Origin of the sequence: Kitasatospora sp. NPDC047058 (assembly GCF_040643935.1) — a bacterium.
In the GTDB taxonomy this organism is placed as follows: domain Bacteria; phylum Actinomycetota; class Actinomycetes; order Streptomycetales; family Streptomycetaceae; genus Kitasatospora.
Genome location: NZ_JBEYVJ010000098.1, coordinates 1 through 24,972 on the forward strand (window position 1 = coordinate 1; position 24,972 = coordinate 24,972).

The window sequence follows — 24,972 nt, forward strand, 5'->3', positions numbered from 1 at the left end:
CGCCGGCGAGCAGTCGCGGCGGGGGCCCCCTTCCGTTCCGGCGACACAGGCGGCCCCGAGGGGGCGCGGGCCCGGCCGGCGGTCCGTCAGGCCAGTTCCAGGGCCAGGTAGAAGTCCACCCGGTCCTCCAGCCGGGACAGGTCACGGCCGGTCAGCTCCTCGATCCGGCCGATCCGGTAGCGCAGCGTGTTGACGTGCACGTGCAGCTGGGCGGCGCAGCGGGTCCACGAGCCGTCCGAGCGCAGGAACGCCTCCAGGGTGCGGACCAGGTCCGCCTGGTGCTCGATGTCGTACGCGATCACCTTGTCCAGCAGCCGGCTGCGGAAGGCGCGGCGGACCTCGTCCGGGACGGCCGCCAGCAGCAGCACGTGCGAGGCCAGCTCCTCCGGTCCGGCCACGCAGACCCGGCCGACCCGGGCGCCGGCGATCCGGCGGGCGTGCCGGGCCTCCTCCAGGGCGCCGCGCAGGCCGCCCGCCTCGGAGGCGGGGGCGGAGACGCCGAGGGTGATCCGCCCCTCCGAGCCGAGGCCGGCCTCCAGCGGGGCGAGCAGCTCGCGCAGGGTGTCGGCGGGCACCGCGGTGTCCAGCGCGGGCAGCACCACGACGGCCCCGGTGCCGGCCCCGGCGACCAGGGCGCGGTCGGTGGTCCCGCCCAGCGCCTCCTCCAGGACCGACCGCACCGCGCCCTCGGGCAGGCCGGTGCCCTCGGCGCTGAGCACCAGCCAGGAGCCGTCCGGCGCCTGCGGCCTGGGTTCGGGGCTCTCGTAGCGGGCGGCCATCGCCGAGGAGGCGTACAGGGTGCGGCTGATCTCGGCCGGGTCGGCGTCGCGCTGCAGCAGGGCGAGCACCTCGTCGGCGAGGCGGCGGCGCAGCCGGCGGCTCTCGTCCCGGCGGTGCCGCTCGGCGGCGACCAGCCGGGCGAGGTTCTCGGCGAGCTGCTGGCGCTTGCCGGTCCACTCGGTGACGTCGCCGGCCACCGCGAGCACCCAGTCGGCGAGCGGCGCCTCGGCGTCGGGGTCGGCCGCGGCGGGCAGCAGCGAGTAGGAGCCGGTGAGCAGCCGGGCCCGGTGCGGCGGGCGGCGGCGCTGGCGCTGGGCGCCGAGGTGGGCGCGGACCAGCTGGTCGCGGTCCTCGGCGGAGAGCCGGTCGGCCGGCCCGGCGATCACCGCGCCGGTGGGGGTGAGCACCCAGCAGTCGAGGTCGAGGTCGCCGCCGAGCAGGTCGAGGACGGCGTCCAGGCCGCCGCCGCCGGCCGCGGAGACCAGCAGGCGGTGGCGGTCGACCAGGGCGGCGAGGTCGGCCGCGCGGTCGGCGGAGACCTGCCGGCCGATGAACTCGGTGACGGTCCCGAAAGCGATGTCGTCGGGTACGGCCAACAGGGGCATCCGGTGGCGCCGGCAGGCCTCGACCAGGTCGTCGGGGACGGGGCCGACCTCGGCCTCGCCGGCCGCCAGGGCGACGGCGCCGCCGGCCACGATGGTGCGCACGAACCGCTCGGAGTCGGCCGGGCCGGTGCGCCAGAGCATGCCGGTGAGCACCAGCTCGCCGCCGTGCAGGTACCGGCCGGGATCGTGCAGGTCCGTGGTCATGACACCGCTGACCTGCCGGTCCAGCTCTTCCTCGGCCGCGAGCAGTCGCAGTCGCGGGGCTCCGGGGGCGAGCAGGTCACGGACACGCATCCGGGGACTCCTATCGGGCTGGGGGGTGAGGGTGAGGGGCCCGAGCGATCGGTCCGGGGAGACAGTGTGCCCGAACATCTGTGCTCGGTGTTACGTACCGGGGGGTGCCCGGATCACGGGCCCGTAGCTTGGGAATCACGGCCGGATTACGGTCGTAGGTAGCGCCCTGGGAACAGCTGGGCTGCGACATTGTCCGCCTTAGAGGAACGTACAGGATGCCGGGCGGGACCACAGCCGGGGCTTCATGCCATCGGTGACTCCCAGTGGGCCCCGTCACAGCGGTTCACTGGGCCACAAGCCGCCGGACACACCCGGGTGACCAGGACGCAACGCGAAGGCGAAGAAGCAGTAGCACCGTCCGAACACCGGAAGCGGGCACTGTGCCCACCGTCTGGCCGGCAACGACTTGAGGAGACACCCGCATGGAGTTCCTTCGGCCCGCCACCTGGGACGAGGCACTCGCGGCGAAGGCTGAGTACCCGACCGCGCTGCCCATCTCAGGTGGCACGGACGTCATGGTCGAGATGAACTTCGACGTGCACCGGCCATCCGCGATTCTCGATCTGAACCGCATCACCGAGCTCACCGACTGGTCGAACGACGGTGACGTCGTCAGGCTCGGCGCCTCGGTCCCGTACACCCGGATCATCGACGAGCTGTCCGGGCCGCTGCCCGGCCTGGCCCTGGCGGCCCACACCGTCGGCTCGCCGCAGATCCGCAACCGCGGCGGCGTCGGCGGGAACCTCGGCGGCGCCTCCCCGGCCGGCGACGCGCACCCCGCGCTGCTGGCGGCCGGCCGCGACGTGTTCGTCGAGGCGGGCTCGGTGCGCGGCACCCGGATGATCCCCATCGACGAGTTCTACGTCGGGGTGAAGCGGAACAGCCTGGAGGCCGACGAGCTGATCCGGGCCGTGCACATCCCGGTCGCGGACGGCCCGCAGCAGTTCTCGAAGATCGGCACCCGCAACGCCATGGTGATCGCGGTCTGCGCCTTCGGTTTCGCCCTTCACCCGAAGAACGGCACCGTCGGCACCGGTATCGGTTCGGCTGCCCCCACGCCGCGCCGCGCCGTCGAGGCCGAGGAGTACCTCCAGGGCGTGCTCGCCGAGCGGGGCCTCTGGGAGTCCGGCGAGCTGCTGGGCGCCGAGGTGATCCAGCGGTTCGGCGAGCTGGTGAAGGCCGCGGCCTCCCCCATCGACGACGTCCGCGGGACCGCCGACTACCGCCGGCACTCGCTGGCCGTGATGGCCCGCCGCACCCTCACCTGGTGTTGGAACGACTACAGCAAGCAGATCAGGAGCGCGGCATGAGGGTCACTTTCACCGCCAACGGCAAGCCGGTCGAGGCCGACGACGTGTGGGAGGGCGAGAGCCTGCTCTACGTCCTGCGCGAGCGGGTCGGCCTCCCGGGTTCGAAGAACGCCTGTGAGCAGGGCGAATGCGGCTCCTGCACGGTCTACCTGGACGGCGTGCCGGTCTGCTCCTGCCTGGTCGCGGCCGGCCAGGTGCAGGACCGCGAGGTCCGCACCGTCGAGGGCCTGACCGAGGAGAACGGCGAGCTGGGCCTCGTCCAGCAGGCGTTCATCGACGCCGGCGCCGTCCAGTGCGGCTTCTGCACCCCCGGCCTGCTGGTGCAGACCGACGCCCTGCTGGAGAACGACGCCCAGCCGAGCGACAACGACATCCGCGAGGCGCTGTCGGGCAACCTCTGCCGCTGCACGGGCTACGAGAAGATCATGGACGCGGTGCGGCTCGCCTCCGCCCGCAAGTGCGCTGGTAAGGCGGTCGCCGAATGAGTACTCGCACGATCCAGGGCCAGAAGAACCTCCAGAACATCAACCAGGCCAGCAAGGACGGCATCGGCGGCTCGCCGCTGCGGCCGGACGGCAACCTGAAGGTCAAGGGCGAGTTCGCATACTCGTCCGACATGTGGCACGAGGACATGCTCTGGGGTATGGCGCTGCGCTCGCCGCACCCCCGCGCGAACATCCTCAGCGTGGACATCTCGGATGCCCTCAAGGTGCCGGGCGTGTACGCCGTGCTCACCCACCAGGACATCCCGGGCTCGAAGTACTACGGCCTGGAGATCCAGGACCAGCCGGCCCTGGCCATCGACAAGGTCCGCTACCACGGTGAGGCGATCGCGCTGGTCGCGGCCGACCACCCGGAGACGGCCCGCCGCGCGGTGAAGAAGATCAAGGTCGAGTACGAGGTGCTCACCCCGATCGTCACCGAGGAGCAGTGCCTCGACCCGGAGACCCACGGCTACGTGCACGAGCCGCACGAGTACAAGTCGCACGGGTACGGCAACATCTGCCACGAGCAGAAGCTGGTCTCCGGCCTCGGCGTGACCGACGAGGTGCGGGCGATGGCGGACGTCATCGTCAAGGGCAGCTACGAGGTCGGCATGCAGGACCAGGCCTTCCTCGGCCCGGAGTCCGGCCTGGCCGTGCCGGCCGAGGACGGCGGCATCGACCTCTACATCGCCACCCAGTGGCTGCACGTGGACCGCCAGCAGATGGCACCCGTGCTGGCCCTGCCGGAGGAGAAGGTCCGGCTCACGCTGGCCGGCGTCGGCGGCGCCTTCGGCGGCCGCGAGGACCTCTCGATGCAGATCCACGCCTGCCTGCTGGCCCAGCACACCGGCAAGCCGGTCAAGATCGTCTACGCCCGTGACGAGTCCTTCTTCGGCCACGTGCACCGCCACCCGGCGAAGATGACCTACGAGCACGGCGCCACCCGCGACGGCAAGCTGGTCTTCGCCGACGCCCGGATCGTGCTGGACGGCGGCGCGTACGCCTCCGCCTCGCCCGCCGTGGTCGGCAACGCGGCCTCGCTCGGACACGGCCCGTACGTGATCCCGAACGTCAGGATGCACGCCATCGCGCTCTACAGCAACAACCCGTCCTGCGGCGCGATGCGCGGCTTCGGCGCCGTCCAGGCCGCGTTCGGCTACGAGACGCAGATGGACCGCCTCGCCGCCGAGCTGGGCATCGACCCGGTCGAGTTCCGCCAGCTCAACGCGATGGCCGAGGGCGACTTCATGCCCACCGGCCAGCAGATCGACTCGCCCGCCCCGGTCGCCGAACTGCTGCAGCGGGTCAAGGACATGCCGCTCCCGCCGCCGCTGGACACCGAGCACCTGGACGTGCGCCAGATCCCCGGCGCGCTCTCCAACACCTCGCACGGCGAGGGCATCGTGCGCGGCATCGGCTACTCGGTCGGCATCAAGAACGTCGGCTTCTCCGAGGGCTTCGACGACTACTCCACCGCCCGGGTGCGCCTGGAGGTGATCGGCGGCGAGCCGGTCGCCATGGTGCACACCGCGATGGCGGAGGTCGGCCAGGGCGGCGTCACCGTGCACGCCCAGATCGCCCGCACCGAGCTGGGCGTCGAGCAGGTCACCATCCACCCGGCCAACACCGAGGTCGGCTCGGCCGGTTCGACGTCCGCCTCGCGGCAGACCTACATGACCGGCGGCGCGGTGAAGCTCGCCGCCGAGGCGGTCAAGCAGGCGCTGATCGAGAAGGGCCGCCGCCGCTACGGCTGGGCCCAGAACGACCTGTCGCTGGTCGGCGGCAAGGTGGTCTCCGAGTCCGCCGGCGCGCTGGTCTCCATGGTGGACCTGCTCGGCGACGAGGCGATCGACCTCACCCGCGAGCACCACCACCGCCCGACCGTCCCGTTCGACAAGGAGACCGGGCAGGGCTTCGGCCACGTCCAGTACACCTTCTGCGCCAACCGCGCGGTGGTCGACGTGGACGTCGAGCTGGGCCTCGTCAAGGTGGTCGAGCTGACCGCCGCCCAGGACGTCGGCAAGGCGCTGAACCCGCTCTCCGTGGTCGGCCAGATCCAGGGCGGCTGCACCCAGGCGCTCGGCCTGGCCGTGATGGAGGAGATCATCGTCAAGGACGGGAAGGTGCGCAACGCCTCCTTCACCGACTACCTGATCCCCACCATCCTGGACACCCCGCCGATCCCGGTGGACGTCCTCGAACTGCCCGACCCCCACGCCCCTTACGGGCTGCGCGGGGTCGGCGAGGCCCCGACCGTCTCGGCGACGCCGTCGATCGTGGCCGCCATCCGCAACGCCACCGGCCTGGCGCTCAACCGGATCCCGGTCCGGCCCGAGCACCTGACCACCGAGGCCCCCGGGGCGCTCTAGCCCCGGACCTCCGCACACCTCCCCGGGGCGGCGACAGTCTTCTCCGAGCGCAAGCGAGGGGAACAGCGAGCACAGCCCCGCCGCCCCGGGGCAGCACCACCCACAGTGAACACACCCCACCCAGCAGTGAACCGGCACCACCACCAGCACTGAACCAGCACCACCAGCAGTGAACGAGCACCACATGCGGCACCACCCGAAGCAACGCGAACGCACCACCATCCCGCTGCCTCTCCCACGCCGGGGTTCTGCAGCGGTGCGCACCACCCTCACCCGGCCGCCGGCCGGGGACATCACCAGCAGCACCGCAGCACTGCCACAGAGTGCATCCCGTGAGTCGAATCGTCCCCCTCTGCCAACTTCGTTGACTGGCTGTCAGGTCGGCTCGCCCACCCCAACCCCCTTTGACACTTGGGAGTGGACATGACCAGGATCCCCACGGAGCCCGGCACCACTGAAGACAGACCCGCCGAGGACGACACCCCCACGTCGGTCCCGGCGACTCCTTCGAAGAACGCGCTGGACGCGTACTTCAAGATCTCCGCCCGGGGATCGACGCTCGCCAACGAACTGCGTGGTGGTCTCACCACCTTCATGGCGATGGCGTACATCATCCTGCTCAACCCGATCATCCTGAGCGGGGCCGACGTCACCGGCGCGAAGCTGGACCACTCCGCGCTGACCACCGCCACCGCACTGGCGGCCGCCGTCACCACCATCCTGATGGGCGTCATCGGCAACGTCCCGCTCGCCCTCGCCGCGGGCCTCTCCGTCTCCGGGGCCGTCTCCGCCCTGGTCGTGCCGCACACCACCTGGCCACAGGCCATGGGCCTGTGCGTCATCTACGGCCTGCTGATCGTGCTCCTGGTCGTCTCCGGCCTCCGCGAGAAGATCATGAACGGCATACCGCTGCCGCTCAAGCACGCGATCACCATCGGCATCGGCCTCTTCGTGACGATCATCGGCCTCTACAAGGCCGGCTTCGTGCACACCGGCGGGCCCACCCCGCTCTCGCTCGGCGCCTTCGGCGAGCTGTCCGGCTGGCCGGTCCTGATCTTCTGCCTCACCCTGCTGACCATCTTCGTGCTGATGGCCCGCAACGTCCGCGGCGCGATCCTGATCGGCATCGCCGCCGGCACCGTGGTCGCGGTGATCGTCAACAAGGTCGCCCACGTCCCCGCCGACGCGTGGAAGAGCGCCGCCCCGGTCTGGCCGGGCAGCCCGGTCTCCGCCCCCGACTTCCACCTCTTCGGCGACGTCGACCTGTTCGGCGCCTTCGGCGGCAGGGGCATGGGCGCGATCAGCGCCTCGGTCGCGGTCTTCACCCTCGTCCTGGCCGGCTTCTTCGACGCGATGGCCACCATCATCGGCGTCGGCACCGAGGCGGGCCTGGCCGACAAGCAGGGCCGGATGCCGGGCCTGTCCAAGGCCCTGTTCATCGACGGCGCCGGCGGCGCGGTCGGCGGCCTGTCCGGTGCCTCGGGCCAGACCGTCTTCGTCGAGTCCGCCACCGGCGTCGGCGACGGCGCCCGGACCGGCCTCGCCTCCGCCGTCACCGGCGGCCTCTTCGCCCTGATGCTGTTCTTCTCGCCGGTCGCCGCGATCGTCCCGGTCGAGGTCGCCTCCGCCGCCCTCGTCGTCATCGGCTCGATGATGATGAGCCAGGCCCGGCACATCGACTGGTCCGACCGCGAGGTCGCCATCCCGGCCTTCCTCACCTGCGTCCTGATGCCGTTCACCTACAGCATCACCGCCGGTGTGGCCGCCGGTGTCATCTCGTACACCGTGATCAAGGCCGGCCAGGGCAAGTGGCGCGAGCCCGGCCCGCTGATGTGGATCCTGACCGCCGTCTTCGTGGTCTACTTCGCGCTCACCCCGATCAAGTCCTGGCTGGGCGTGCACTAGCAGCACCGCCGCCGTACGGGATCGTTTCCCGTACGGCGGCCCCTCCCGTTCCGTCCCCCCGAGGTGTAAGGAGCCCCCCGACATGCAGGACATCGCCGAGCAGCTGCAGGCCTGGCACGCGTCCGGGCGCTCCTTCGCCGTGGCCACGGTGGTCGGGGTCTCCGGCAGCGCGCCGCGCGACCCGGGCGCCGCGCTCGCCGTCGACACGGCCGGCGAGGCGATCGGCAGCGTCTCCGGCGGCTGCGTCGAGGGGGCCGTGTACGAGCTCTGCCGGGCCGCCATCGAGTCGGGCGAGCCGGTGCTCGAACGCTTCGGCTACAGCGACGAGGACGCCTTCGCGGTCGGCCTGACCTGCGGCGGCATCCTGGACGTCTTCGTCCAGCCGGTCGTCCCCGGGGCCGACCCCGCGCTGGACGCGGGCATCACCTACATCGCCTCCGGCACCCCCGTGGCCCTCGCCCGGGTGATCGCCGGCCCCGGCGGGCTGGTCGGCGCCACCGTCGCCGTCACCGCCGACACCCACCACGGCGCCCTCTCCCCCGCCCCGACCACGGCCCACCCGTCTCCCACCGCCGCCCTTCCGACGACGCGCCCTGCGCGACACCTCCTGTTCGCGCTGGAGCGTGCGATCGTCGCCGAGGCCCGGGCCATGCTGGACGCCGGCCGCACCGGCCGGATCGTCCTCGGCCTGGACGGCCGCCCCTGCGACGACCAGGAGCAGGGCACCGTCACCTGCTTCGTCGAGTCGTACGTGCCCGCGCCGCGGATGCTGGTGTTCGGCGCGATCGACTTCGCCGCCGCCGTGGTGCGGATCGGCAAGTTCCTCGGCTACCACGTCACCGTCTGCGACGCCCGCCCCGTCTTCGCCACCGAACGGCGCTTCCCGGAGGCCGACCAGGTCGTGGTCGACTGGCCGCACCGCTACCTGGACTCCCAGCTCGACCGGATCGACGGCCGCACCGTGCTCTGCGTGCTCACCCACGACGCCAAGTTCGACATCCCGCTGCTGGAGCGGGCACTGCGGCTGCCGGTCGGCTACGTCGGCGCGATGGGCTCGCGCCGCACCCACCGCGACCGGCTGGCCCGCCTGCACGAGGTCGGGCTCACCGCGGCCGAGATCGGCCGGCTGCGCTCGCCGATCGGCCTCGACCTCGGCGCCCGCACGCCCGAGGAGACCGCCGTCTCGGTCGCCGCCGAGATCGTCGCCCACCGGCGCGGCGGCAGCTGCCTGCCGCTGAGCGCCGGCGACGGGCCGATCCACCACGACCTGGCGCGGGCCGGGGACGCGGCGGCGGACAGGTCCACCGGGGAGACGGCCGGGGTGGCCGTCAGGGAAGCCGTCGGGGCGGCCGTCGGGGCGGCCGTCGGCGCCGGGGAGCCGCGACCGCACGCCGCCTGACGGTGTGGCCGGACGGTTGTGCGGCGGGCGGGCGGCCGGATGACGGTGCGGCGGCTCAGGTCACGACGTTGTAGGCCTCGCAGATCAGCGGCGGGGCGGTCGGGATGCCGACCTCCTGGAGGATCGGCATCAGCACCGCCGCGAAGTGCTCGAACGCCTCCCGGGACTCCCAGACGTCCGTCACGTGCCAGCCGCCGTCCGGCGTCGGGCCCGCCGCGTGCAGGACCAGCCCGCGCACCGGCCAGTCCGACGGCGCGTTCAGCCCGGCCCCGCCGGTCAGCCGGTCCACGGCCTCCTCGTACTGCGCCCGGGTGACCTCCGGGAAGTCGAACGCCGCGATGATCGCCATGGGATGCTCCTGCCCGGTCGGGGTCCGTCGTCTTCGTCTCCGCCTCTGCCTCCGCCTCCCATGCAGCCCCCGGCCCGGTCCGCCGGCCAGCCCAGCGCCCCCGGGCGGGTGACCCCGCGGCTCCCGGACCCGGTTCCGGGATTCAGTCCGAGAGCGCCAGCTTCAGCCCGAAGCCCACCACCACCGCACCGGTCACCCGGTCCAGCAGCCGGCGCGCGGCCGGCCGGCGCAGCCAGCCGCGCACCGCCTGGGCGAACCCCACCAGCACCACCGACCAGAGCAGCCCCTCCACCACGTGGACGCAGGTCAGCGCCACGCCGGCGGCGAAGTGCGGGGCGCCGGCGGGGATGAACTGCGGCAGCACGGCCACGTAGAAGACGCCGACCTTGGGGTTGAGCAGGTTGGTCAGCGTGCCGCGCCGCCAGCCGTACACCAGGCCGCCGTCGGCCGGCCCCTCCTCCGGCTCGGCCCCGCCGCCACGGCTGCGCAGCATGCCGACGCCCAGCCAGACCAGGTAGGCGGCCCCGGCCCAGCGCACCACCTCGTACGCCACCTGGGAGGCGGTCAGCAGCGCCGTCACCCCGGCCGAGGTGAGGGTGCCCCAGATCAGCGTGCCGGTCTGGATGCCGAGCACCACGCCCCACGCCTGCCGCCGGTGCCCGAGCGCCGAGGTGCGCAGCACGAGGGCGGTGTCGAGCCCGGGGGTGAGGGTGAGCAGCCCCACGACGAGGGCGAAGGACCACAACGCGGTCGTCATCTCCATGGCCCCTGATCGTACGGGCGGCTGCCGGGGGGGTCGCGTGCGGTCGCCTACTACAGCGGGCGTACGCGTTCCGCGACCCAGCGGCCTTCCTGCTCGGTCGGGTCGTACTCCACCCGCTGGCCCTCGGTGAGCACCCGGTCCTCCCCGCCGACGATCGAGTCGAAGTACACGTACAGCGCGGGCCCCTCCTCGTCGGGCGTGATCAGGCCGTAGCCGTGGTTCACGTGGTAGGACTGCACGGTGCCGTTGGCCATGGGGTGCTCCTTCGCTTCCGCTGGGTGATGGACCCCCCTGGACCTCCTGGGTAACAGACGACCGGCCGCCCCCGGCAACGGCGCGCCCTAGGATCGGGACTCGGGATGACGAGGGAGGTTGTTGCCGATGCGGGCGGCGCGCGCGATTGCGCTGCTGTTGCTGCTCCAGGCCCGGCGGAGCATGACCGGGACCGAGCTGGCCGCGGAGCTGGAGGTGTCCGAGCGCACCGTCCAGCGGGACGTGCTGGCGCTGGCCGAGGCCGGGGTGCCGGTGTACGCCGACCGCGGGCGGGCCGGCGGCTACCGGCTGCTGGACGGCTACCGCACCCGGCTGACCGGGCTGGACCGCGCCGAGGCCGAGGTGCTGCTGCTCGCCGGACTGCCCGGCCCGCTGGGCGACATGGGGCTGGACGGGCCGGCGCTGGCCGCCCGGCTGAAGGTGCTGACCGAACTCGGCGAGGCGCCCGCGGCCGGCGTGCGGCGGTTCCACCTGGACGCGCCCGGCTGGTTCCGCACCGCGCCCGCGCCGCCGCTGCTCACCGAGGTCTCCCGGGCCGTCTGGGGCGAGCGGCTGCTGTGGGTCCGCTACCGGCGGAGCGGGCGGGCCGCCGCCGAACGGACGTTGCAGCCGTACGGGTTGGTGCTGAAGGCGGGCGCCTGGTACCTGGTGGCCCGGCCGGACGGTGTGGTGGGGGCGGCCGCGGCGACGGGGGCGGAGGGTGCCCGCGTGTACCGGGTGGACCGGCTGGAGGCCGCCGAGCCGCTGGAGCGGCGGTTCGAACGGAACGAGGGGTTCGACCTCGCCGCGTACTGGGAGGCCAAGGCCGCCGAGTTCGCCCGCTCGCTGCTGCGGGAGGAGGTCCTGGTGCGGCTCAGCCCGCTCGGCGCCGTCCGGCTCCCCCACCTGCTGGAGCCGACCGCAGCCCGGCAGGCGCTCGCGACCGCCGGGGAGCCGGACGGCGACGGCTGGGTCACCGTCCGGCTCCCGGTGGAGTCGGCGGAGGTCGCCTACGACGAGCTGCTGCGGCTCGGCCCCGAGGCCGAGCTGCTCGAACCACCGGAGCTACGGCGGCGGTTGGCGCAGGCGGCGGCCCGGACGGCCGCGCTGTACGGCGGCCCGCCGGGGCAGTGGCCCGGGACTCGCCAGCCCGGGACCCGGCAGCCCGGGAATCAGGGGCCCGGGAATCAGGGGCCCGGGACTCAGCGGTAGCCGGCCGGGTCGAGCGGGCCGTCGGCCTGCTCCACGTCGACCAGGTAGCGCCACGCGTCCGGGCGGCTGCCGTCGAGGTCGGTGAACCCGTACTCACCGGCCAGGCCTCCGCTGGAGGCCGACTTCCCGTTCCAGCGGGCGCGTTCGGGGTCGGCGGCCAGCGCGACCACCGCGCGGCCGACGTACGCGGGCGACTCCGAGATGCCGAACTGCGGTTCCCGCACGGTCGCCTCCCGCCAGGTCTCCTCGGTGACGCCGAAGTGCTCCAGCATCATCTCCGACCGCATCCAGCCGGGCGTGAGCGCCACCGCGGTCGCCCCGCGCGGACCGAGCTCGTGCCCCAGGGCGAAGGCCATCCGCAGCACCGAGGACTTGGCGAGGTCGTAGAAGAAGGAGTTCCGGTAGCGGGTCGCGTTGTACTCGGCGGTGCCGTCGGTCAGCTCCACCACCAGCCCGCCCGGCCGGCGCAGCAGCAGCGGCAGCAGGTGGTGGCTGGTGATCGCGTGCGTCTCGACGGCGAGGCGCAGCAGCCGCAGCCCGTTGTCGAGGTCGTGCTCCCAGACCGGGACCTCCCACTCGAACAGCTGCTCGCCGCCCCAGATGTCGTTCACCAGGACGTCCAGCCCGCCCTGCTCGGCCTCGATCCGCTGGGCGACCGCCGCCACCTCGGCGGGCACCAGGTGGTCGGCCCGCACCGCGATGCCCCGCCCGCCGGCCGCGGTCACCAGGGCCGCCGTCTCCTCCAGCGTCTCCGCCCGGCCGTACTCCGACCGGTGCCCGCCGGCGCTGCGTCCGGTGGCGTAGACCGTCGCCCCCGCCGCCCCCAGCTGCACCGCGATCCCCCGCCCGGCCCCCCGCGTCGCCCCCGCCACCAGTGCGACCTTGCCCTTGAGCGGCTGTGCCATGCCTCGTCCTTCCTCGCGTCTGTGCTGACAACGACGATGCTGCCGTGGAATCCCGACACCTCCTGTCGGGATTCCAGAAGTCCGCCCATCAGACGTATGGCGCCGGTACCATACGTTCATGACTCTCAAGCGCACGACGGTCTATGTCGAAGCCGAGGACCTTGCGGTGATCAAGGAGGCAGCCGCTCGTGAGGGGATAGCGGAGGCTGAGATCATCCGGGAGGCAATTCACCTGGCCGCGGTGTCCAGGCGCACCTGGGAAGAACCGTTCTTCAGTGCCGATTACCAGCCGATCGGCGAGGCCACCGAGGGCGACGTCTGGGCCGACAAGGTGCAGGCGTACGAGCGGACCAAGCGGAGCGTCGCCGACGAGGAGCACGGACGGGGCGCCGCATGATCGTGGTCGTCGCCGACACCTCAGGCCTGCTGGCGGCGCTCGACAGGTCACACCCGGCCCGTCCCGCGGCCCGCGACGTACTGGACGCGGCAGGTCTGCTGGTCGTCTCACCGGTACTGCTGAGCGAACTCGACCATCTGGCACGAAGGATCCTCGGGTTCGAGGCCGCCATGACGGCGACGGACGACATCCGGCGCCGGGTCAGGGCCGGCCGCGCTGTGCTGCCGGAGATCACCGCTGACACCCTCGACGCCGCCCAGGCCGTCCGTGTCCGCCACCGGGGCCTCGGCCTCGACCTTGCGGACGCAGTCAATGTCGTTTTGGCGGCCGAGTTCCGCACCAACGCAGTACTGACGCTCGACCAGCGCGACTTCCGGGCCGTCCGGCCGCTGAGCACACACAAGGCCTTCCGCATTCTGCCCGACGACCTCTGAGCCGAGCGGTCGCCGGGCAGGACCCTCGGCGCTCAGGTCACGTTGAGGCGGGCGGCGAGGCGGAGGAGGCCCGGGGAGAGGCGGCTGAGGAAGCGGGCGGCCTTGGCCTCGGGGGTGACCGGGACGACGGGCCTGCCGGTGCGGACGGCCTGCACGATCGCGGTCGCGACCCGCTCGGGCGGGAAGCCGCGGCGGGCGTAGAGCCGGGCGGCGCGGGCCTGCTTGGCGGCCTGTTCGGCGGCGCTGGTGGCGGAGAAGGTCGAGGTGCGGGTGATGTTGGTGTTGACGATGCCCGGGCAGATGGTGGAGACGCCGATGCCGTGGCCCGCCAGCTCGGCCCGCAGGCAGTCGGAGAGCATGAAGACGGCGGCCTTGCTGGTCGCGTAGGCGGTGAGCGCCTTGGACGGCAGGTAGGCGGCGGCCGAGGCGAGGTTGACGATGTGCCCGCCGGCGCCGCGGTCGGCCATCAGGGTGCCGAAGGCACGGCAGCCGTGGATGACGCCCCACAGGTTGATGTCCAGGACGCGCTGCCACTCCTTCTCGGTGGTCTGCAGGAACGTCCCCGAGTGGCCGATGCCGGCGTTGTTGACCACCACGTCGGGGACGCCGTGCTCGGCCGCGACCGTCTCGGCGAAGGCGTCCACGGCGGCGCCGTCGCTGACGTCCACCCGGTAGGCGTGGGCCCGCGGGCCGATCAGGCCGGCGAGTTCGGCGGTGCGCCGGGCCGCGTCGAGGTCGAGGTCGCACACCACGACCCGGGCGCCCTGTTCGGCGAAGGCCAGCGCGGTGGCCCGGCCGATGCCGCTGCCGCCGCCGGTGACGACGACCAGCTCGCCGGGGCGGTCCCGGCCGGCGTTCCGCCCGGCGTCGACGGCGGTGGTGAACTCGCGGACCAGACCGGCCACGGTGGGTCCCTTCTCCAGCAGGGCGGACCAGTGGGTGGCGTGCAGCGAGCGGCGGGTCAGGTCGGGCACCCAGCGCTCCAGGCCCTCCGAGAGGAACCCGCCGACGTAGTGGTCCTTGGTCAGGGTGATCAGCTGGACCGGCACCTTGGTGGGCCGCTCGCGCGGACGGCGCAGCGCGGGCCGCATGTTGGCCCGGTACAGCTCGATGCCGCGCACCGCGTCCCGCCGCAGGGTGGGCTGCGGGTGGCCGGCGCGCGGGGTGACCTCCTCGAGGTCGCGCAGCACCCGGCCCCAGGCGCGGGCCAGCCCGAGCCGCCAGATGCCGGGGGCGAGGTAGGGCAGGTGGAAGGCGGTGATGTACCAGGAGTGCACGCCCTGGGAGAGCAGCTGCCGCAGGTGGCGCGGGGTGGGGCGGCGGTAGCGGTCGCGCAGCCAGAAGCCCATGTGGTCGAGGCAGGGCCCGGACATGGTGGTGTAGGAGGCGAGCCGGTCCTCGGCGCCCGGGGTGGTGACGGCCTCCCAGGACTGCAGCGAGCCCCAGTCGTGGGCGACCACGTGCACGGGGCGGTCGGGGCTGACGGCGTCGGCGACCGCGAACAGGTCGGCGGCGAGGTGCTCAAGCCGGTAGCCGTCGCGCGTGGCCGGGGCGCCGGACTCGCCGGCGCCGCGCACGTCGTAGCGGACGACGTGGTGGTCGCGGGCGAGGTCGTCGGCGACGTCGTCCCAGACGACGTGGGTGTCGGGGTAGCCGTGCACCAGGAGGACGGTGGGGGCGGTGGGGTCGCCGTCCTCGAAGACGGCGAGCGGCAGGCCGCCGGAGGTGACGGTCCGGCGGCGGGTGGTCGTCCGGGGGGTCGTCATCGGGTCGCCTCCTGGGCGGTCGCCTCGGTGGGTGCGGCGGTCGCGGCTGCGACGGGATCGTTGGTGGTGGCCGGCGTCGCGGTGGTGGCCGCGGTCCAGCGGCGGACGTGCGGCAGGTCGTCGTCGAGCCAGTACGCGTCGTCCTCGGTGACCACGAGCAGCTCCTCGAACTTGATGCCGACGTCCCGGAACCCGATGTGCGGCTCCACCGCCCACAGGCCCGGGGTCGGCGCGTGCCGGGACGACCGGCCGTCCGCCCAGAGCGGCGAGCGGCCGTGCAGGCGTTCGCTGATCAGCTCGCGGCCGAGGGTCTGGAGTGTACGCACCCCGAAGCCGAACAGGTTGACCCCGGCCGGTCCGCGGGCGGTCATCCGGGTCACCTGGTGGCCGATCACCCGGCCCGGGTAGACCCGGTGGCGGTTGTCGTAGCCGTGCAGCTCGATCTGCGCGTCGACGGCCGCGTACACCTCGTTCAGCGGCTTGCGGGCGCGGACCTCGGCGAGGATCAGCTCGCGGTAGACCCGCAGGTCCTCGGCGAGCCGGTCCCAGACCGGGTTCTCGCCGACCTTGCCGCCGTACCCGATGTCGGCGGTGTAGCCGTCCACGACCGGCGCGCAGTCCAGCACGTACGGCATGCCCTCCTCCAGGCGGCGGCCGCCGGCGAAGAACTGGAGCGGGGTGTGGAAGTGCCGGAACGCCGTCCGGTCGCCGAACCAGGCGAACGGGACGTGGAAGAAGTCCTGCACGCCGGCGGCGACGAGGCACCGGCGCAGCTTGGCGGTGGCCTGCCGCTCGGAGACGCCCGGTTCGATCCAGGCGGCGACCTGTTCGGCGCAGTGGTAGGCGAGTTGCTGGGTCTCCCGGAACCGGGCGAGGTCGTGCTCGGTGAACGGGAAGGCGGGGGTGCGGGACACGGCGGTGCTCTCCTTTACACGTCCAGGACGAGGGTCTCGCCCTCGGCGGCCCGGGAGACACAGGGCAGCAGGGCGCCGGCGGCGCGCTGCTCGGGGGTGAGACGGCGGTCGCGGTGGTCGGGGTGGCCGGCCAGCAGGCGGACCTCGCAGGTGCCGCAGAACCCCTGGTGGCAGGAGTACGGCAGGTCGGGGCGGGCCTCCCGGAGCACGTCCAGGGCGGACCGGTCGGCGGGGACGTCCAGCAGCGGACCGTCCGCGCCGAGGCGGACGGTGAACGGCTCGCCGCCGGTGACCGGCGCGGCACCGAAGCGCTCGAAGTGCAGCGAGGCGGCGGGCGAGTCGTCCAGCGCCCGCTGGACGGCGGCCAGCATCGGGGCCGGGCCGCAGCAGTAGACGGCGGCCCCCTGCGGGGCGTGCGCGAGCAGCTCGGCGCCGGTCGGCACGCCGCCGTGCTCGTCGTCGGTGCGCAGGTGGACCCGGCGCGGGTCCAGGGCGCGCAGCTCGTCCGTGTACGGGAGGGTGTCGGCGGTGCGTCCGACCTGGACGAGCCGCCAGTCCAGGCCGTGCCGCTGGGCCTCGCGGGCCATCGGGAGCAGCGGGGTGACGCCGATGCCGCCGGCCAGCAGCAGGACGGCCGGCTCGGCGCAGAACGCGAAGCCGTTGCGCGGGCGGCGGGCGGTGAGCCGGCTGCCGGGGTGCAGGGTGTCGTGGATCTCGACCGAGCCGCCGCCTCCCCCGGCAAGCCGGCGCACGGCGATCCGGTAGCCGGTGCGGTCGGCCGGGTCGCCGCAGAGCGAGTAGTGGCGCTCGCGGCCGGAGGGGAGCGCGAGCCGCAGGTGTGCGCCGGGCTGCCAGGCCGGGAGGGGGCCGCCGGACGGGTCCGCGAGCCGCAGTTCGACGGCGTCGGCGGCGACCTGGCGGCGGGCGGTGACGACCAGTTGCAGCGCCGGGACGGGCCGGCTCGGCGGGCGGCGAGGGCTGCGGCGCAGCAGCGGGCCACCGAGCGCCGGGGAGTAGCGGTCGCCGAAGGCGGTGAGGCGCTGCATGAACCGGTCGGCGCGGGGGCGGCCGTAGAGGTCGGGCGGCGGGATGTCCAGGTCCATGCGGCGTTCCTTCGGTCGGGGGCGGCGGCTGGCGGTCGGGCGGGGAACGGCTGACGGATGACAGCTGACAACTTTCAGCGTTCAACTTTCAGCGAACAGATTTCAACTGATGAAATCTGTTCGCTGTCAGCTGTTCGCCGTGAACCGTGAGCTGCGAGCTGCGAGCTGCGAGCTGCTTCTCCGTCACCTGTCCGGCCGTCAGTGGGTGGCGGCGGCGCGGGCGGCCGGGGAGCCCGCGAGGTAGCCGAGGGCCTGGCTGGAGGAGCCCTCCTGGGTCGGGTGGTAGCCGGGCCGCAGGTACCGCAGTCCGGAGCGGAGCGACTTGACCGGGTCGGGCAGCAGGCCGCGCTTGGCGATCCGGCCGGCCTCGCGCCAGGTGGGCCTGAGCCGGCCGTCCAGGGTCGGGTCGGCGGCCAGCAGGAAGCGGGCGCCGCGCACCCAGAGGTGCACCAGCAGCGGGCCGGAGACGGCCATGCCGCGGATCCGGCGCAGGTACCCCGGGTCGAGGTGGACCATCAGGTCGAAGGCGACGCTGCGGTGCTCGACCTCCTCGGCGCCGTGCCAGCGCAGCAGGTCCAGCATCGTCGGGTCGGCCTTGGCCCGGTCCAGGCCCGGGGAGTTGAGCGCCCAGTTGCCGAGGAACGCGGTGAAGTGCTCGATCGCCGCGACGAAGGCGACCCGTTCGATGATGTTCTCGCGCCGCTGGGCGGGCGTCAGACCGGGCTTGTCGCCGAGCACCCGGCGGAACAGCCAGGAGACCTGCCGGACGTAGGGGCGCGGGTCGAGGCCCTGGCCGAGCAGGTGGTCCAGCACCTCCTGGTGCGCCTCGGCATGGATGGCCTCCTGCCCGATGAAACCGAGCACCTCCTCGCGCAGCTGCTCGTCCCGGATCAGCGGCAGCGCCTCCTTGAACACCTTGACGAACCAGCGCTCCCCCTCGGGCAGGAGCAGGTGGAGGACGTTGATGACGTGGGTGGCCATCGGCTCGTCCGGGATCCAGTGCAGCGGCAGCCGGGCCCAGTCGAAGCGCACGTCGCGGGGTTCCAGGACCAGGGCGTCGTGCACCCGCGAGGCGGGGGCGGCGACGGCGGGAACGGGGGTGCTGTGGGACATGGGAGGCCCTCCTGACCTGCGGGTGGCGGCTCGGCTCAGGGAAACGTACTCGCGGGTAGCTGCCGCGACAAGGGTTTCGGCGACCCTTATCGACATCGAGTCTAATAAGTGATGTGCACCGCCGGACAGCCCGTCAAACCCGGCACCCCGGAAAGACGGCACACCCGGAAACGCGGAAGCCCCGCCGAATCCCGGGCGGGGCTTCGGCGGGGCGTCGGGCCCCGGCGGCGGTCAGACCGCCATGGCGAGCATCAGCGGCGCGGCGCTGGCGGCCAGCAGCTCGGCGGCCGCCTTCAGCCGGTGCACGTTGTCCACCGGCATCGAGGTGGCCAGGCAGCCGACCGTGCTGCCCGCCGTCACCGGGACGGCCGCGCAGACGGTGCCGAGCGCGTACTCCTGGATGTCCAGCACCGGCACGGTGGCCGGCTGGCGCTCCAGGCGGTGCATCAGCTGGTCGGCGTCGGTGATGGTGCGCGAGGTGAGCCGGGCCACCGGGTGCCGGGACAGGTGGTCCCGGCGGGCGTCGTAGTCGAGCTGGCTGAGCAGGCACTTGCCGATCGCGCTCGCGTGCGCGGTGGCCCGGAAGTCCACCCACTCCTGCACCGCCGGCGCGTGCTCGCCCGCGGCGACCGCCTCCACCGACAACTCGCCGTCGTGGTACCGGCTGAAGTACACCGCCGCGCCCAACTCGTCACGCAGTTCGGCGAGTTTGCGGTCCAGTCGGGCACGGACCAGCTGCTCCCGGTTCTGCTGGCCGAGCAGGGCGAAGGTGCCGCCGAGCACCCAACCGCCGTCCTGGCACTGGAGATAGCCCTCGATCTCCAGAATCTCGGCGAGCCGGCGAACCGTCGGCAGGCTCAGGGACGTCTCCCGTGCGAGGGAGACCAGGGTGGCACCGCCGGGGTGCCGGTCGACGGCCTCCAGGAGTCTCAGGGCGTGCTGCAAGGAGGTGAACGGACCGGGCATGCCCGCGTCCAGTGCGGCGTGACGACCCGGGGCTGGTGTCGACATGTCGTCCCCTTCCGATGTCCGCCCGGGGAGCGATCCCGGGCTTGTCCAGCCTATCCACCCCGGGGGCCCGGCAGTTGCCGTCCGAGGATATTGGTGCAGGTATCGTGAACGGGCTTGACCGGCATATGCCTCCAATCGCCGCCGGAGCGCACACCCGCACCGCCTGCGCGTCTCAGGAGGCCGGCGGGCAGGGCTCGGCGTAGTCGGTGCCGGGCAGCAACTCCCGCCACTTCGCCTCGCCCATCCGCCCCGGCAGCGCGGCGCAGAGCGCCTTCGGCAGCTCGTCGTCCAGGCCGGTCGGCACCAGCAGCACGCCCACGTCCAGCGCGCGCAGCAGGTCGGAGTCGAAGTCCAGCAGCATGGCGCCGTCCGTCGGGCCGACCGCCAGCACCGAGAGGCGCCTCAGGTCGATCCGCGCGTAGTCCTTCAACCGCTCGGCGGAGGCCAGGAGTTCGGCCCCCGCACCGCCCTCCTCGGACGCCGACGGCGCGCGCCAGACCGCCAGCCCGCCGCCGTCCGCCGTCTTCCAGCCCACCAGCCGGCCGGTCTTCGGGACCGCCTCCAGCCCGGACAGGGCGGTCAGGCCGCCCTGCAGCACCACCGGGCGCAGCTCCGGCAGCCGCATCAGCACGGGCCGGCCCCGCTCGCTGACCACGGCGAGCAGGTGGTCGCCGAGCAGCGCGCTGACCTGGCCGTCCGCCGTCGTCGTCCCCAGCGCCCGGGCGCCGTCCGGGCCGCCCGGGGACCAGAGCCGGATGAGCGGCTCGCCGATCGTCTGCCGCCCCGGGTCCGTCTGCAGCAGTGGCGCGGTGACCAGCAGCCAGTCGCCGGCCGTGCGGTAGAGCGACTGCGGCGGCTCGTCCACCACGGCGGTGCGGACCGGGTGGCGCGGGTCGGCGAAGTCCCAGAACTGCGCCTGCCGGGGCAGCAGCAGCGCCGCCGACCGCGGTCCGGTGAACGACGGAACGGCCTGCGGGCCGGCCCCGGGGATCGTCCCCTCCTGCTCGGCGCGGTCCAACCGCTCGATGTTCCAGAGCGCCGCCTCGCCGACGGCCGCCCGGTGCAGCAGCAGGCGGTTCCCGTCGGGGGCGAGCGCGAAGCCCGCCGAGCCCGCGTCCTCGCCGGCCGCCTGCTCGAACTCCTGGCCCGGTGTGAGCACTCCGCCGGCGAAACCCCAGAGCTTCAGCCTCGTCCCCCCGCGGTCCTGGCTGATCAGCGCCTCCCGTCCGGGCAGGAAACGCGCCCGGGACCACGGCTCCGGCAGGGTGGCCGCCAGGGACGGGGCCTTGTCCGGGTCCCTGATCAGCCAGATCCGGGCGGTGCCGGACGACACGTCGGTGCCCACGTAGTAGGCGCCGTCCGCGGAGAGCATCGAACCCGAGACCACCCCGCGCTGCGCCGCGGTGTCCGGCACCGAGCGCCGCAGCGGGCTCCAGAGGCGGATGCCGCCGTCGGAACGGCCCGCCGCGAGGCCCCGGTTGTCCGGCCGGTAGGCGACCGCCTGCACCGCGTGCGGCGGCAGCGGGGGCTCGTCCCCGGGTTTCAGGGTGGCGAGGTCGGGCCGGGGGCTGGCCGCCCCGCGGTCCTCCGACGGAAGCTCGTCCGGGCTCCCGAGGTCGCTGTCGTCCGGCCCGACGGAGAAGACCCGCACGTGGCCGTCCCAGCCGGCGCCGGCCAGGTAGTGGCCGTCCCCCCGGAAGGACAGCGCGGGGGTCGCGGCGGGCAGGCTGAACGGGCCCAGAGCCTTCTCCGGGTGCTCGGGGTCGGTGATGTTCCAGGCCTTCACGTCGTCCGCGCCGCCGGCGGCCAGCGTGCGGCCGTCCGGACTGATCGCGACCGAGAGCGCGAAGGCGTCGGTGATCAGCGCCCCCGGTGCGGCACCGTGGCGGTCGGGGACCTTCCACAGCCGGAGGTCCCCGTCGCTCAGTCCCGCCGCCAGGGTCCGGCCGTCCGGGTGGAAGGCGACGCAGTCCAGCGGCGCCCCGCCGTCCGGTCCGGGCACCAGCCCGCCGGCCGGCCGGCCCGGGTCGGTGACGTCCCAGAGCACCAGGCCACGGTCGGTGGCCACGGCGAGCAGCCGCCCGTCCGGGCTGATCGCCGAGCCGTGGGCCAGGCCCGAATCGGCGGCCGTCACCCGCGCGACCTCCCGCGCGTGGTCCGGGTCGGAGACGTCCCAGACGTAGAGCTGCCGGCCGGCCTGGGCGAACAGGTGGCGGCCGTCCGGACGCCAGGCGATGGTCGCCTTCCCGTCCACCGCCAGGGTCTGCCGGGGGTGCGGGTGGACCGGGTCGGAGACGTCCCAGGTCCGCACGGTGCGGTCGGCCGAGGAGCTCGCGAGCGTCGCGCCGCCGGGCTGGAAGGCGAGGTTGAGGACGGTCTGGGTGTGTCCCTCCAGGACGGCCGGGACCGGGGTGAGCGCCGACCGGAGCAGGGCGGACCTCGCCTCGACGGTCGGGGCGGTCCGGAAGGCCGCCAGGCTCATCTCCAGTGCCGCCGCCGGGTCGTCGGGCCGCAGCGCGTCCGCCACCGCGGCGATCCGCTTCGACCGGACCTCCGCCGCCCGCTCGTCGGCGACGCCCCGCTGGATCCTGGCGACGACCAGCGCGCCCGTCAGCGCCAGCACGAGGGAGACCGCCACGACGGCGGCGGACCTCCTGCGCCGGCGCTGCCGCCGCTCCCGCCGGGTGCAGGCCCGCAGGAAGTCCAGCTCGACGGTGGTGAGGGTGATCCGCGCCGCCGGGGCGGACCGGGCCGGGCCGGTCCGCCCGCGCAGGGCGGCGAGCTGGTCGCCGCCGACCAGGTAGGAGTCCTGGCGCCGGCTCTCCACCCAGCGCGCAACCAGCCCGGAGAGGCGCTGGCGGGCCAGCAGTTCCTCCCTGGACTCGCGCAGCCACTGGTCGAGTCGGTCCCAGGCCCGGAGCAGCGCCTCGTGGCTGATCTCGACGAAGCCGCCGCCGCGCACCACCAGGCGGGTGTGGGTGAGGCGGTCCAGCACCTCGCTGATCACCTGCTGCTCGGCGGTGGAGTGCCCGTCCAGCAGCTCCGCGAGGCCGGCCCGGCGGCGCACGGCCGCGTCCTGCGGGCCGATGTGCACCATGCGCAGCAGGATGTCCCGCAGGACGCCGCGGCGGCGTTCGTCCAGCTCGTCGTGGAGCCGCTGGGCACTGTTGCTGACCGACTGCCAGATGCCGCCGGTGCTCTCGTAGCCGGCGAGGGTGAGGACGTGGCCGCTGCGGTGCAGCCAGGTGGCGTGCAGGGCGTGGGCCAGGAAGGGGAGGGCGGCGCCGGGTGAGGACGGGCGGTCCTGCCGGCCGTGCCGCAGGTCGTGCAGCAGCCGGTCGGTGAGGCCGTGCTCCAGGCCCAGACCCGTGCGGGCGGCGGGGAGTTCGATGGCCTCGCGCAGTTCGGCGGGCGTCAGCGGCGGGAGGTTGACCACGCCGCGCTCCACCGCCGCGTAGAGGGTGGGGTGGTCGGTGAGGAGGCCGTAGTGGTCGGCCTGGACGGCCAGCACGGCGAGCGGCCGCTCGGGCGGTAGGGGCGGGGCCGGAGAGTCGGGCGAGGCCGGGGCGGCGGGCGAGGTGAACGGTGCCGGTCCGGCCGGCGGCCCGGACGGGGCCGGGCGGGCGGGGCCGAGCAGCGAGAGGAAGTGCTCCCGCTCGGCCTTGTCCTCGCAGCGGGTGAAGACCTCCTCCAACTGGTCCACCAGCAGCAGCCGCGGGGCCCGGTGCCCCGGCCGGGCCGGCGGGAACTCCCCCGCCCACAGCGCCCGGAGCACGTCGTCGGGGGCCCGCCCGGTGGCCTGGGCCCACCGTTCGGCGAGCAGGTGCAGCGGGTGTTCGCCGGGCACGGGCAGCAGCAGGGCCGGCCACGGCACGGCCTCGGGCCGCTCCGCCCGGCGCTCCCCCAGCGCGGCCAGCAGGCCGGCCCGAAGCAGCGAGGACTTGCCGACGCCGGAGGAGCCGACGACGAGGACGGCGTCCTGCCGGCCGGGCGTGCCGACCTCCGCGAGGAGCAGCTCGGTGAACCGCTCGCGGCCGAAGAAGTACGCCGCCTCCGCCGCCTTGAACGCGCCCATGCCGGGGTACGGGCAGGGAGCGGGCGCCGGCGGCAGCGGCCGCCACTCGGGCCGCTCGGGGTAGGCCCGGTTGCGGGTGAGGACGGCCGAGACCAGGGCGCCGTCGCTCTGTAGGCGCGGGCCCGCGCCGCCGTCCCAGGGCAGGCCTGCCAGGGCCCGGTAGAGGCTGTCCAGGGTGAGGTCCGGCGGACCGGACGGGTCCCCCTCGGCGAGCAGGGTGAGCAGCCGCCCGCTGAACCGCGTGTGCGGCAGGCCCGGCGGCGCGAAGGCGAGCTCGTAGCGGGAGGCCGAGCTGAGCAGGGCGCTGCCCTGCGGCCGGGCGTGGACGGCCGGGTCGCCCGGGCCGCCCTCGGGGGCGGCGGCCCGGCCCGAGTAGCAGCAGTCCAGGACGACGAGGCTGCCGTGGCGGGCGGTGCCGAGGAGGTCCCGCAGCACCGCGTAGGGGACCGCGTGGCCGATCGACTCGTCCGACTCGCTGGACCAGGTGGCGAGGTGGAGGTCGTTGCCGGGCCCCAGGATGCCGTGGCCCACGTAGTAGAGCAGCAGGACGCCCTCGGCCTCGGCGGCCAGTCGCTCGACCAGCGCGACCACGTCCGGGGCGGTGGCGTAGGGCGGCAGGCGGTGGATCGCGTCGGCGGCCAGCCCGCAGAGCTCGCGCAGGGCGGTCTCGACGTCGTCGAGGGTGGACTCGACGGCGGGCAGCGGCTGCAGGAGCGAGCCCGCCCGGTGGGCCGCGGTCCCGATCAGAACGGCCCGCGCACCCGGCCCGAACAGCCGGCCCGGCGGGGCGGTCACCGCGCGGCCCCGTCACCGCCCGCACCGGGGCCGCCCGCACCGGGGCCGCCCGCACCGGGGCCTGCGGGGCCGGGAGGTTCGACGGCGGTGCCTGCGGGACCGGAGCCGGCACCGGGGCCGGCCCCAGGACCGGGACCGGTGACCGTCGACCCCGGGGCCCGCGATCCGTCCGGCGCCTGGTCGAGCGCCGCGGTCAACTCGCGCACCAGGTCGGCGATCTGCTGTGGCGTCAAACCCTTCACCTGGCGGGTGGAGAGGCTCAGCCGGCTGCCGTCCGGCCGGGTGATCGTGAGGGTGTGGCCGACCCGCCGGGTCCGCACCCAGGCGACCACCGCCCCCGCGAACACGGCTGCCACACCGCCCGGTTCGAGCAGGGCGACCAGCGCGTCGGCGGCCGCCCCCATGCTGCCCGGCTCGGGCGCCCCGCCGGCCCGCAGCACCCGACCGCGCAGCGCGGGCTCCCCGGCCAGCCACCCGCGCAGCTCGTGGAGTTCGCGGAGGGCGCCGCCGTCGGCGCCGCCACCCCGCCCCTCGTCCTCGACGCTGACGACGATCCGCATGATCGATCCCCCCGCCCGGCGGCATTTCTGACGATCGGTCAGCGTACTCGCCCGACAGCTCCCGGTCAGCGTCCGTGCACGAATTCGCCGCCGCCCGGCCGGCCGTGCCGGGCCAGGCCAGCCGGGGCCGGGCGGCAGAAGACGGACGGGCCCCTCCCCCACTGCCCTGGGGGGAG

General features: G+C 74.2%; 20 protein-coding genes. 8 read left to right on the forward strand and 12 right to left on the reverse strand.

Annotated features, from left to right (window positions below; translation table 11 throughout):
- Nucleotides 1-86: 86 nt before the first annotated feature.
- On the reverse strand, nucleotides 87-1,679 hold the full coding sequence (locus ABZ885_RS17370) for a helix-turn-helix domain-containing protein (RefSeq protein WP_360188635.1): 1,593 nt from the start codon (nucleotides 1,677-1,679) through the stop codon (nucleotides 87-89).
- A gap of 422 nt (nucleotides 1,680-2,101) precedes the next feature.
- Between ABZ885_RS17370 and ABZ885_RS17375 the strand changes: the two genes are divergently transcribed.
- The 5 genes from ABZ885_RS17375 (at nucleotide 2,102) to ABZ885_RS17395 (ending at nucleotide 9,147) form a co-directional block, all read left to right on the forward strand.
- On the forward strand, nucleotides 2,102-2,989 hold the full coding sequence (locus ABZ885_RS17375; RefSeq protein ID WP_360188638.1) for an FAD binding domain-containing protein: 888 nt from the start codon (nucleotides 2,102-2,104) through the stop codon (nucleotides 2,987-2,989).
- Nucleotides 2,986-3,474 (forward strand): (2Fe-2S)-binding protein, encoded by a 489-nt coding sequence (locus ABZ885_RS17380; protein ID WP_360188640.1) that lies wholly within the window; start codon nucleotides 2,986-2,988, stop codon nucleotides 3,472-3,474. Before ABZ885_RS17375 ends, ABZ885_RS17380 begins: the two co-directional genes overlap by 4 nt.
- Nucleotides 3,471-5,843 carry a xanthine dehydrogenase subunit D gene (gene pucD / locus ABZ885_RS17385; RefSeq protein WP_360188643.1) on the forward strand — a complete coding sequence of 791 codons (2,373 nt, stop codon included), beginning with the start codon at nucleotides 3,471-3,473 and terminating at the stop codon, nucleotides 5,841-5,843. The genes ABZ885_RS17380 and pucD overlap by 4 nt, the downstream gene beginning before the upstream one ends.
- A 423-nt stretch (nucleotides 5,844-6,266) precedes the next feature.
- Complete coding sequence (locus tag ABZ885_RS17390; RefSeq protein ID WP_360188646.1) at nucleotides 6,267-7,748, forward strand: NCS2 family permease; 1,482 nt, start codon at nucleotides 6,267-6,269, stop codon at nucleotides 7,746-7,748.
- Between the two features lie 82 nt (nucleotides 7,749-7,830).
- Nucleotides 7,831-9,147: an XdhC/CoxI family protein gene (locus ABZ885_RS17395; RefSeq protein ID WP_360188649.1), complete on the forward strand. Its 1,317-nt coding sequence runs from the start codon at nucleotides 7,831-7,833 to the stop codon at nucleotides 9,145-9,147.
- Nucleotides 9,148-9,202: 55 nt separating this feature from the next.
- Here the strand turns inward: ABZ885_RS17395 and ABZ885_RS17400 are convergent, their stop codons facing one another.
- The 3 genes from ABZ885_RS17400 to ABZ885_RS17410 all read right to left on the reverse strand — a co-directional run bounded on the left by ABZ885_RS17400 (nucleotide 9,203) and on the right by ABZ885_RS17410 (nucleotide 10,513).
- The gene (locus tag ABZ885_RS17400; protein WP_360188651.1) at nucleotides 9,203-9,496 is read right to left on the reverse strand and encodes a hypothetical protein; all 294 of its coding nucleotides are present in this window, start codon (nucleotides 9,494-9,496) and stop codon (nucleotides 9,203-9,205) included.
- Between the two features lie 142 nt (nucleotides 9,497-9,638).
- The gene (locus ABZ885_RS17405) at nucleotides 9,639-10,259 is read right to left on the reverse strand and encodes a LysE family translocator (protein ID WP_360188654.1); all 621 of its coding nucleotides are present in this window, start codon (nucleotides 10,257-10,259) and stop codon (nucleotides 9,639-9,641) included.
- A 50-nt stretch (nucleotides 10,260-10,309) separates the two neighbouring features.
- Entirely contained in the window at nucleotides 10,310-10,513 is a 204-nt protein-coding gene (locus ABZ885_RS17410) for a cold shock domain-containing protein (protein ID WP_360188657.1), read from the reverse strand.
- A 127-nt stretch (nucleotides 10,514-10,640) separates the two neighbouring features.
- Here ABZ885_RS17410 and ABZ885_RS17415 point away from each other — a divergent pair, with 127 nt between their 5' ends.
- Nucleotides 10,641-11,723, forward strand: coding sequence for a transcriptional regulator (locus ABZ885_RS17415; RefSeq protein ID WP_360188660.1), 1,083 nt, complete (start codon nucleotides 10,641-10,643; stop codon nucleotides 11,721-11,723).
- On the opposite strand, the gene ABZ885_RS17420 is transcribed toward ABZ885_RS17415, so the two are convergent.
- On the reverse strand, nucleotides 11,714-12,628 hold the full coding sequence (locus ABZ885_RS17420; protein WP_360188663.1) for an SDR family oxidoreductase: 915 nt from the start codon (nucleotides 12,626-12,628) through the stop codon (nucleotides 11,714-11,716). The two genes, ABZ885_RS17415 and ABZ885_RS17420, sit on opposite strands and share 10 nt — an antisense overlap.
- 118 nt (nucleotides 12,629-12,746) lie before the next feature.
- Between ABZ885_RS17420 and ABZ885_RS17425 the strand changes: the two genes are divergently transcribed.
- Together ABZ885_RS17425 and ABZ885_RS17430 are read left to right on the forward strand one after the other, a co-directional pair.
- On the forward strand, nucleotides 12,747-13,025 hold the full coding sequence (locus ABZ885_RS17425) for a CopG family transcriptional regulator (RefSeq protein WP_360188665.1): 279 nt from the start codon (nucleotides 12,747-12,749) through the stop codon (nucleotides 13,023-13,025).
- Nucleotides 13,022-13,459 (forward strand): PIN domain-containing protein, encoded by a 438-nt coding sequence (locus ABZ885_RS17430; RefSeq protein WP_360188667.1) that lies wholly within the window; start codon nucleotides 13,022-13,024, stop codon nucleotides 13,457-13,459. Before ABZ885_RS17425 ends, ABZ885_RS17430 begins: the two co-directional genes overlap by 4 nt.
- Before the next feature lie 32 nt (nucleotides 13,460-13,491).
- Here the strand turns inward: ABZ885_RS17430 and ABZ885_RS17435 are convergent, their stop codons facing one another.
- The 7 genes from ABZ885_RS17435 to ABZ885_RS17465 form a co-directional block, all read right to left on the reverse strand.
- Nucleotides 13,492-15,225 (reverse strand): SDR family oxidoreductase, encoded by a 1,734-nt coding sequence (locus ABZ885_RS17435; RefSeq protein WP_360188669.1) that lies wholly within the window; start codon nucleotides 15,223-15,225, stop codon nucleotides 13,492-13,494.
- Nucleotides 15,222-16,139, reverse strand: coding sequence for a M24 family metallopeptidase (locus ABZ885_RS17440; protein ID WP_360188671.1), 918 nt, complete (start codon nucleotides 16,137-16,139; stop codon nucleotides 15,222-15,224). Before ABZ885_RS17440 ends, ABZ885_RS17435 begins: the two co-directional genes overlap by 4 nt.
- Before the next feature lie 14 nt (nucleotides 16,140-16,153).
- Nucleotides 16,154-17,242 (reverse strand): PDR/VanB family oxidoreductase, encoded by a 1,089-nt coding sequence (locus ABZ885_RS17445; protein ID WP_360188673.1) that lies wholly within the window; start codon nucleotides 17,240-17,242, stop codon nucleotides 16,154-16,156.
- A gap of 198 nt (nucleotides 17,243-17,440) precedes the next feature.
- Entirely contained in the window at nucleotides 17,441-18,355 is a 915-nt protein-coding gene (locus ABZ885_RS17450; protein ID WP_360188676.1) for a metal-dependent hydrolase, read from the reverse strand.
- Nucleotides 18,356-18,586: 231 nt separating this feature from the next.
- Entirely contained in the window at nucleotides 18,587-19,366 is a 780-nt protein-coding gene (locus tag ABZ885_RS17455; protein ID WP_360188679.1) for an IclR family transcriptional regulator C-terminal domain-containing protein, read from the reverse strand.
- 172 nt (nucleotides 19,367-19,538) lie between these two features.
- Nucleotides 19,539-24,236, reverse strand: coding sequence for a hypothetical protein (locus tag ABZ885_RS17460; RefSeq protein ID WP_360188681.1), 4,698 nt, complete (start codon nucleotides 24,234-24,236; stop codon nucleotides 19,539-19,541).
- Nucleotides 24,233-24,796 carry a hypothetical protein gene (locus tag ABZ885_RS17465; RefSeq protein WP_360188684.1) on the reverse strand — a complete coding sequence of 188 codons (564 nt, stop codon included), beginning with the start codon at nucleotides 24,794-24,796 and terminating at the stop codon, nucleotides 24,233-24,235. Before ABZ885_RS17465 ends, ABZ885_RS17460 begins: the two co-directional genes overlap by 4 nt.
- Nucleotides 24,797-24,972 lie beyond the last annotated feature (176 nt).

Bases quoted from the DNA above. Each gene is read 5' to 3' on its own strand.
- ABZ885_RS17445 (WP_360188673.1), bottom strand. From the start codon at position 17,242: ATGGACCTGGACATCCCGCCGCCCGACCTCTACGGCCGCCCCCGCGCC.
- ABZ885_RS17420 (WP_360188663.1), bottom strand. From the start codon at position 12,628: ATGGCACAGCCGCTCAAGGGCAAGGTCGCACTGGTGGCGGGGGCGACG.
- ABZ885_RS17375 (WP_360188638.1), top strand. From the start codon at position 2,102: ATGGAGTTCCTTCGGCCCGCCACCTGGGACGAGGCACTCGCGGCGAAG.
- ABZ885_RS17400 (WP_360188651.1), bottom strand. From the start codon at position 9,496: ATGGCGATCATCGCGGCGTTCGACTTCCCGGAGGTCACCCGGGCGCAG.
- ABZ885_RS17430 (WP_360188667.1), top strand. From the start codon at position 13,022: ATGATCGTGGTCGTCGCCGACACCTCAGGCCTGCTGGCGGCGCTCGAC.
- ABZ885_RS17465 (WP_360188684.1), bottom strand. From the start codon at position 24,796: ATGCGGATCGTCGTCAGCGTCGAGGACGAGGGGCGGGGTGGCGGCGCC.
- ABZ885_RS17455 (WP_360188679.1), bottom strand. From the start codon at position 19,366: ATGTCGACACCAGCCCCGGGTCGTCACGCCGCACTGGACGCGGGCATG.
- ABZ885_RS17435 (WP_360188669.1), bottom strand. From the start codon at position 15,225: ATGACGACCCCCCGGACGACCACCCGCCGCCGGACCGTCACCTCCGGC.
- ABZ885_RS17405 (WP_360188654.1), bottom strand. From the start codon at position 10,259: ATGGAGATGACGACCGCGTTGTGGTCCTTCGCCCTCGTCGTGGGGCTG.
- ABZ885_RS17370 (WP_360188635.1), bottom strand. From the start codon at position 1,679: ATGCGTGTCCGTGACCTGCTCGCCCCCGGAGCCCCGCGACTGCGACTG.
- ABZ885_RS17410 (WP_360188657.1), bottom strand. From the start codon at position 10,513: ATGGCCAACGGCACCGTGCAGTCCTACCACGTGAACCACGGCTACGGC.
- ABZ885_RS17395 (WP_360188649.1), top strand. From the start codon at position 7,831: ATGCAGGACATCGCCGAGCAGCTGCAGGCCTGGCACGCGTCCGGGCGC.
- ABZ885_RS17425 (WP_360188665.1), top strand. From the start codon at position 12,747: ATGACTCTCAAGCGCACGACGGTCTATGTCGAAGCCGAGGACCTTGCG.
- ABZ885_RS17415 (WP_360188660.1), top strand. From the start codon at position 10,641: ATGCGGGCGGCGCGCGCGATTGCGCTGCTGTTGCTGCTCCAGGCCCGG.
- ABZ885_RS17380 (WP_360188640.1), top strand. From the start codon at position 2,986: ATGAGGGTCACTTTCACCGCCAACGGCAAGCCGGTCGAGGCCGACGAC.
- pucD (WP_360188643.1), top strand. From the start codon at position 3,471: ATGAGTACTCGCACGATCCAGGGCCAGAAGAACCTCCAGAACATCAAC.
- ABZ885_RS17390 (WP_360188646.1), top strand. From the start codon at position 6,267: ATGACCAGGATCCCCACGGAGCCCGGCACCACTGAAGACAGACCCGCC.
- ABZ885_RS17450 (WP_360188676.1), bottom strand. From the start codon at position 18,355: ATGTCCCACAGCACCCCCGTTCCCGCCGTCGCCGCCCCCGCCTCGCGG.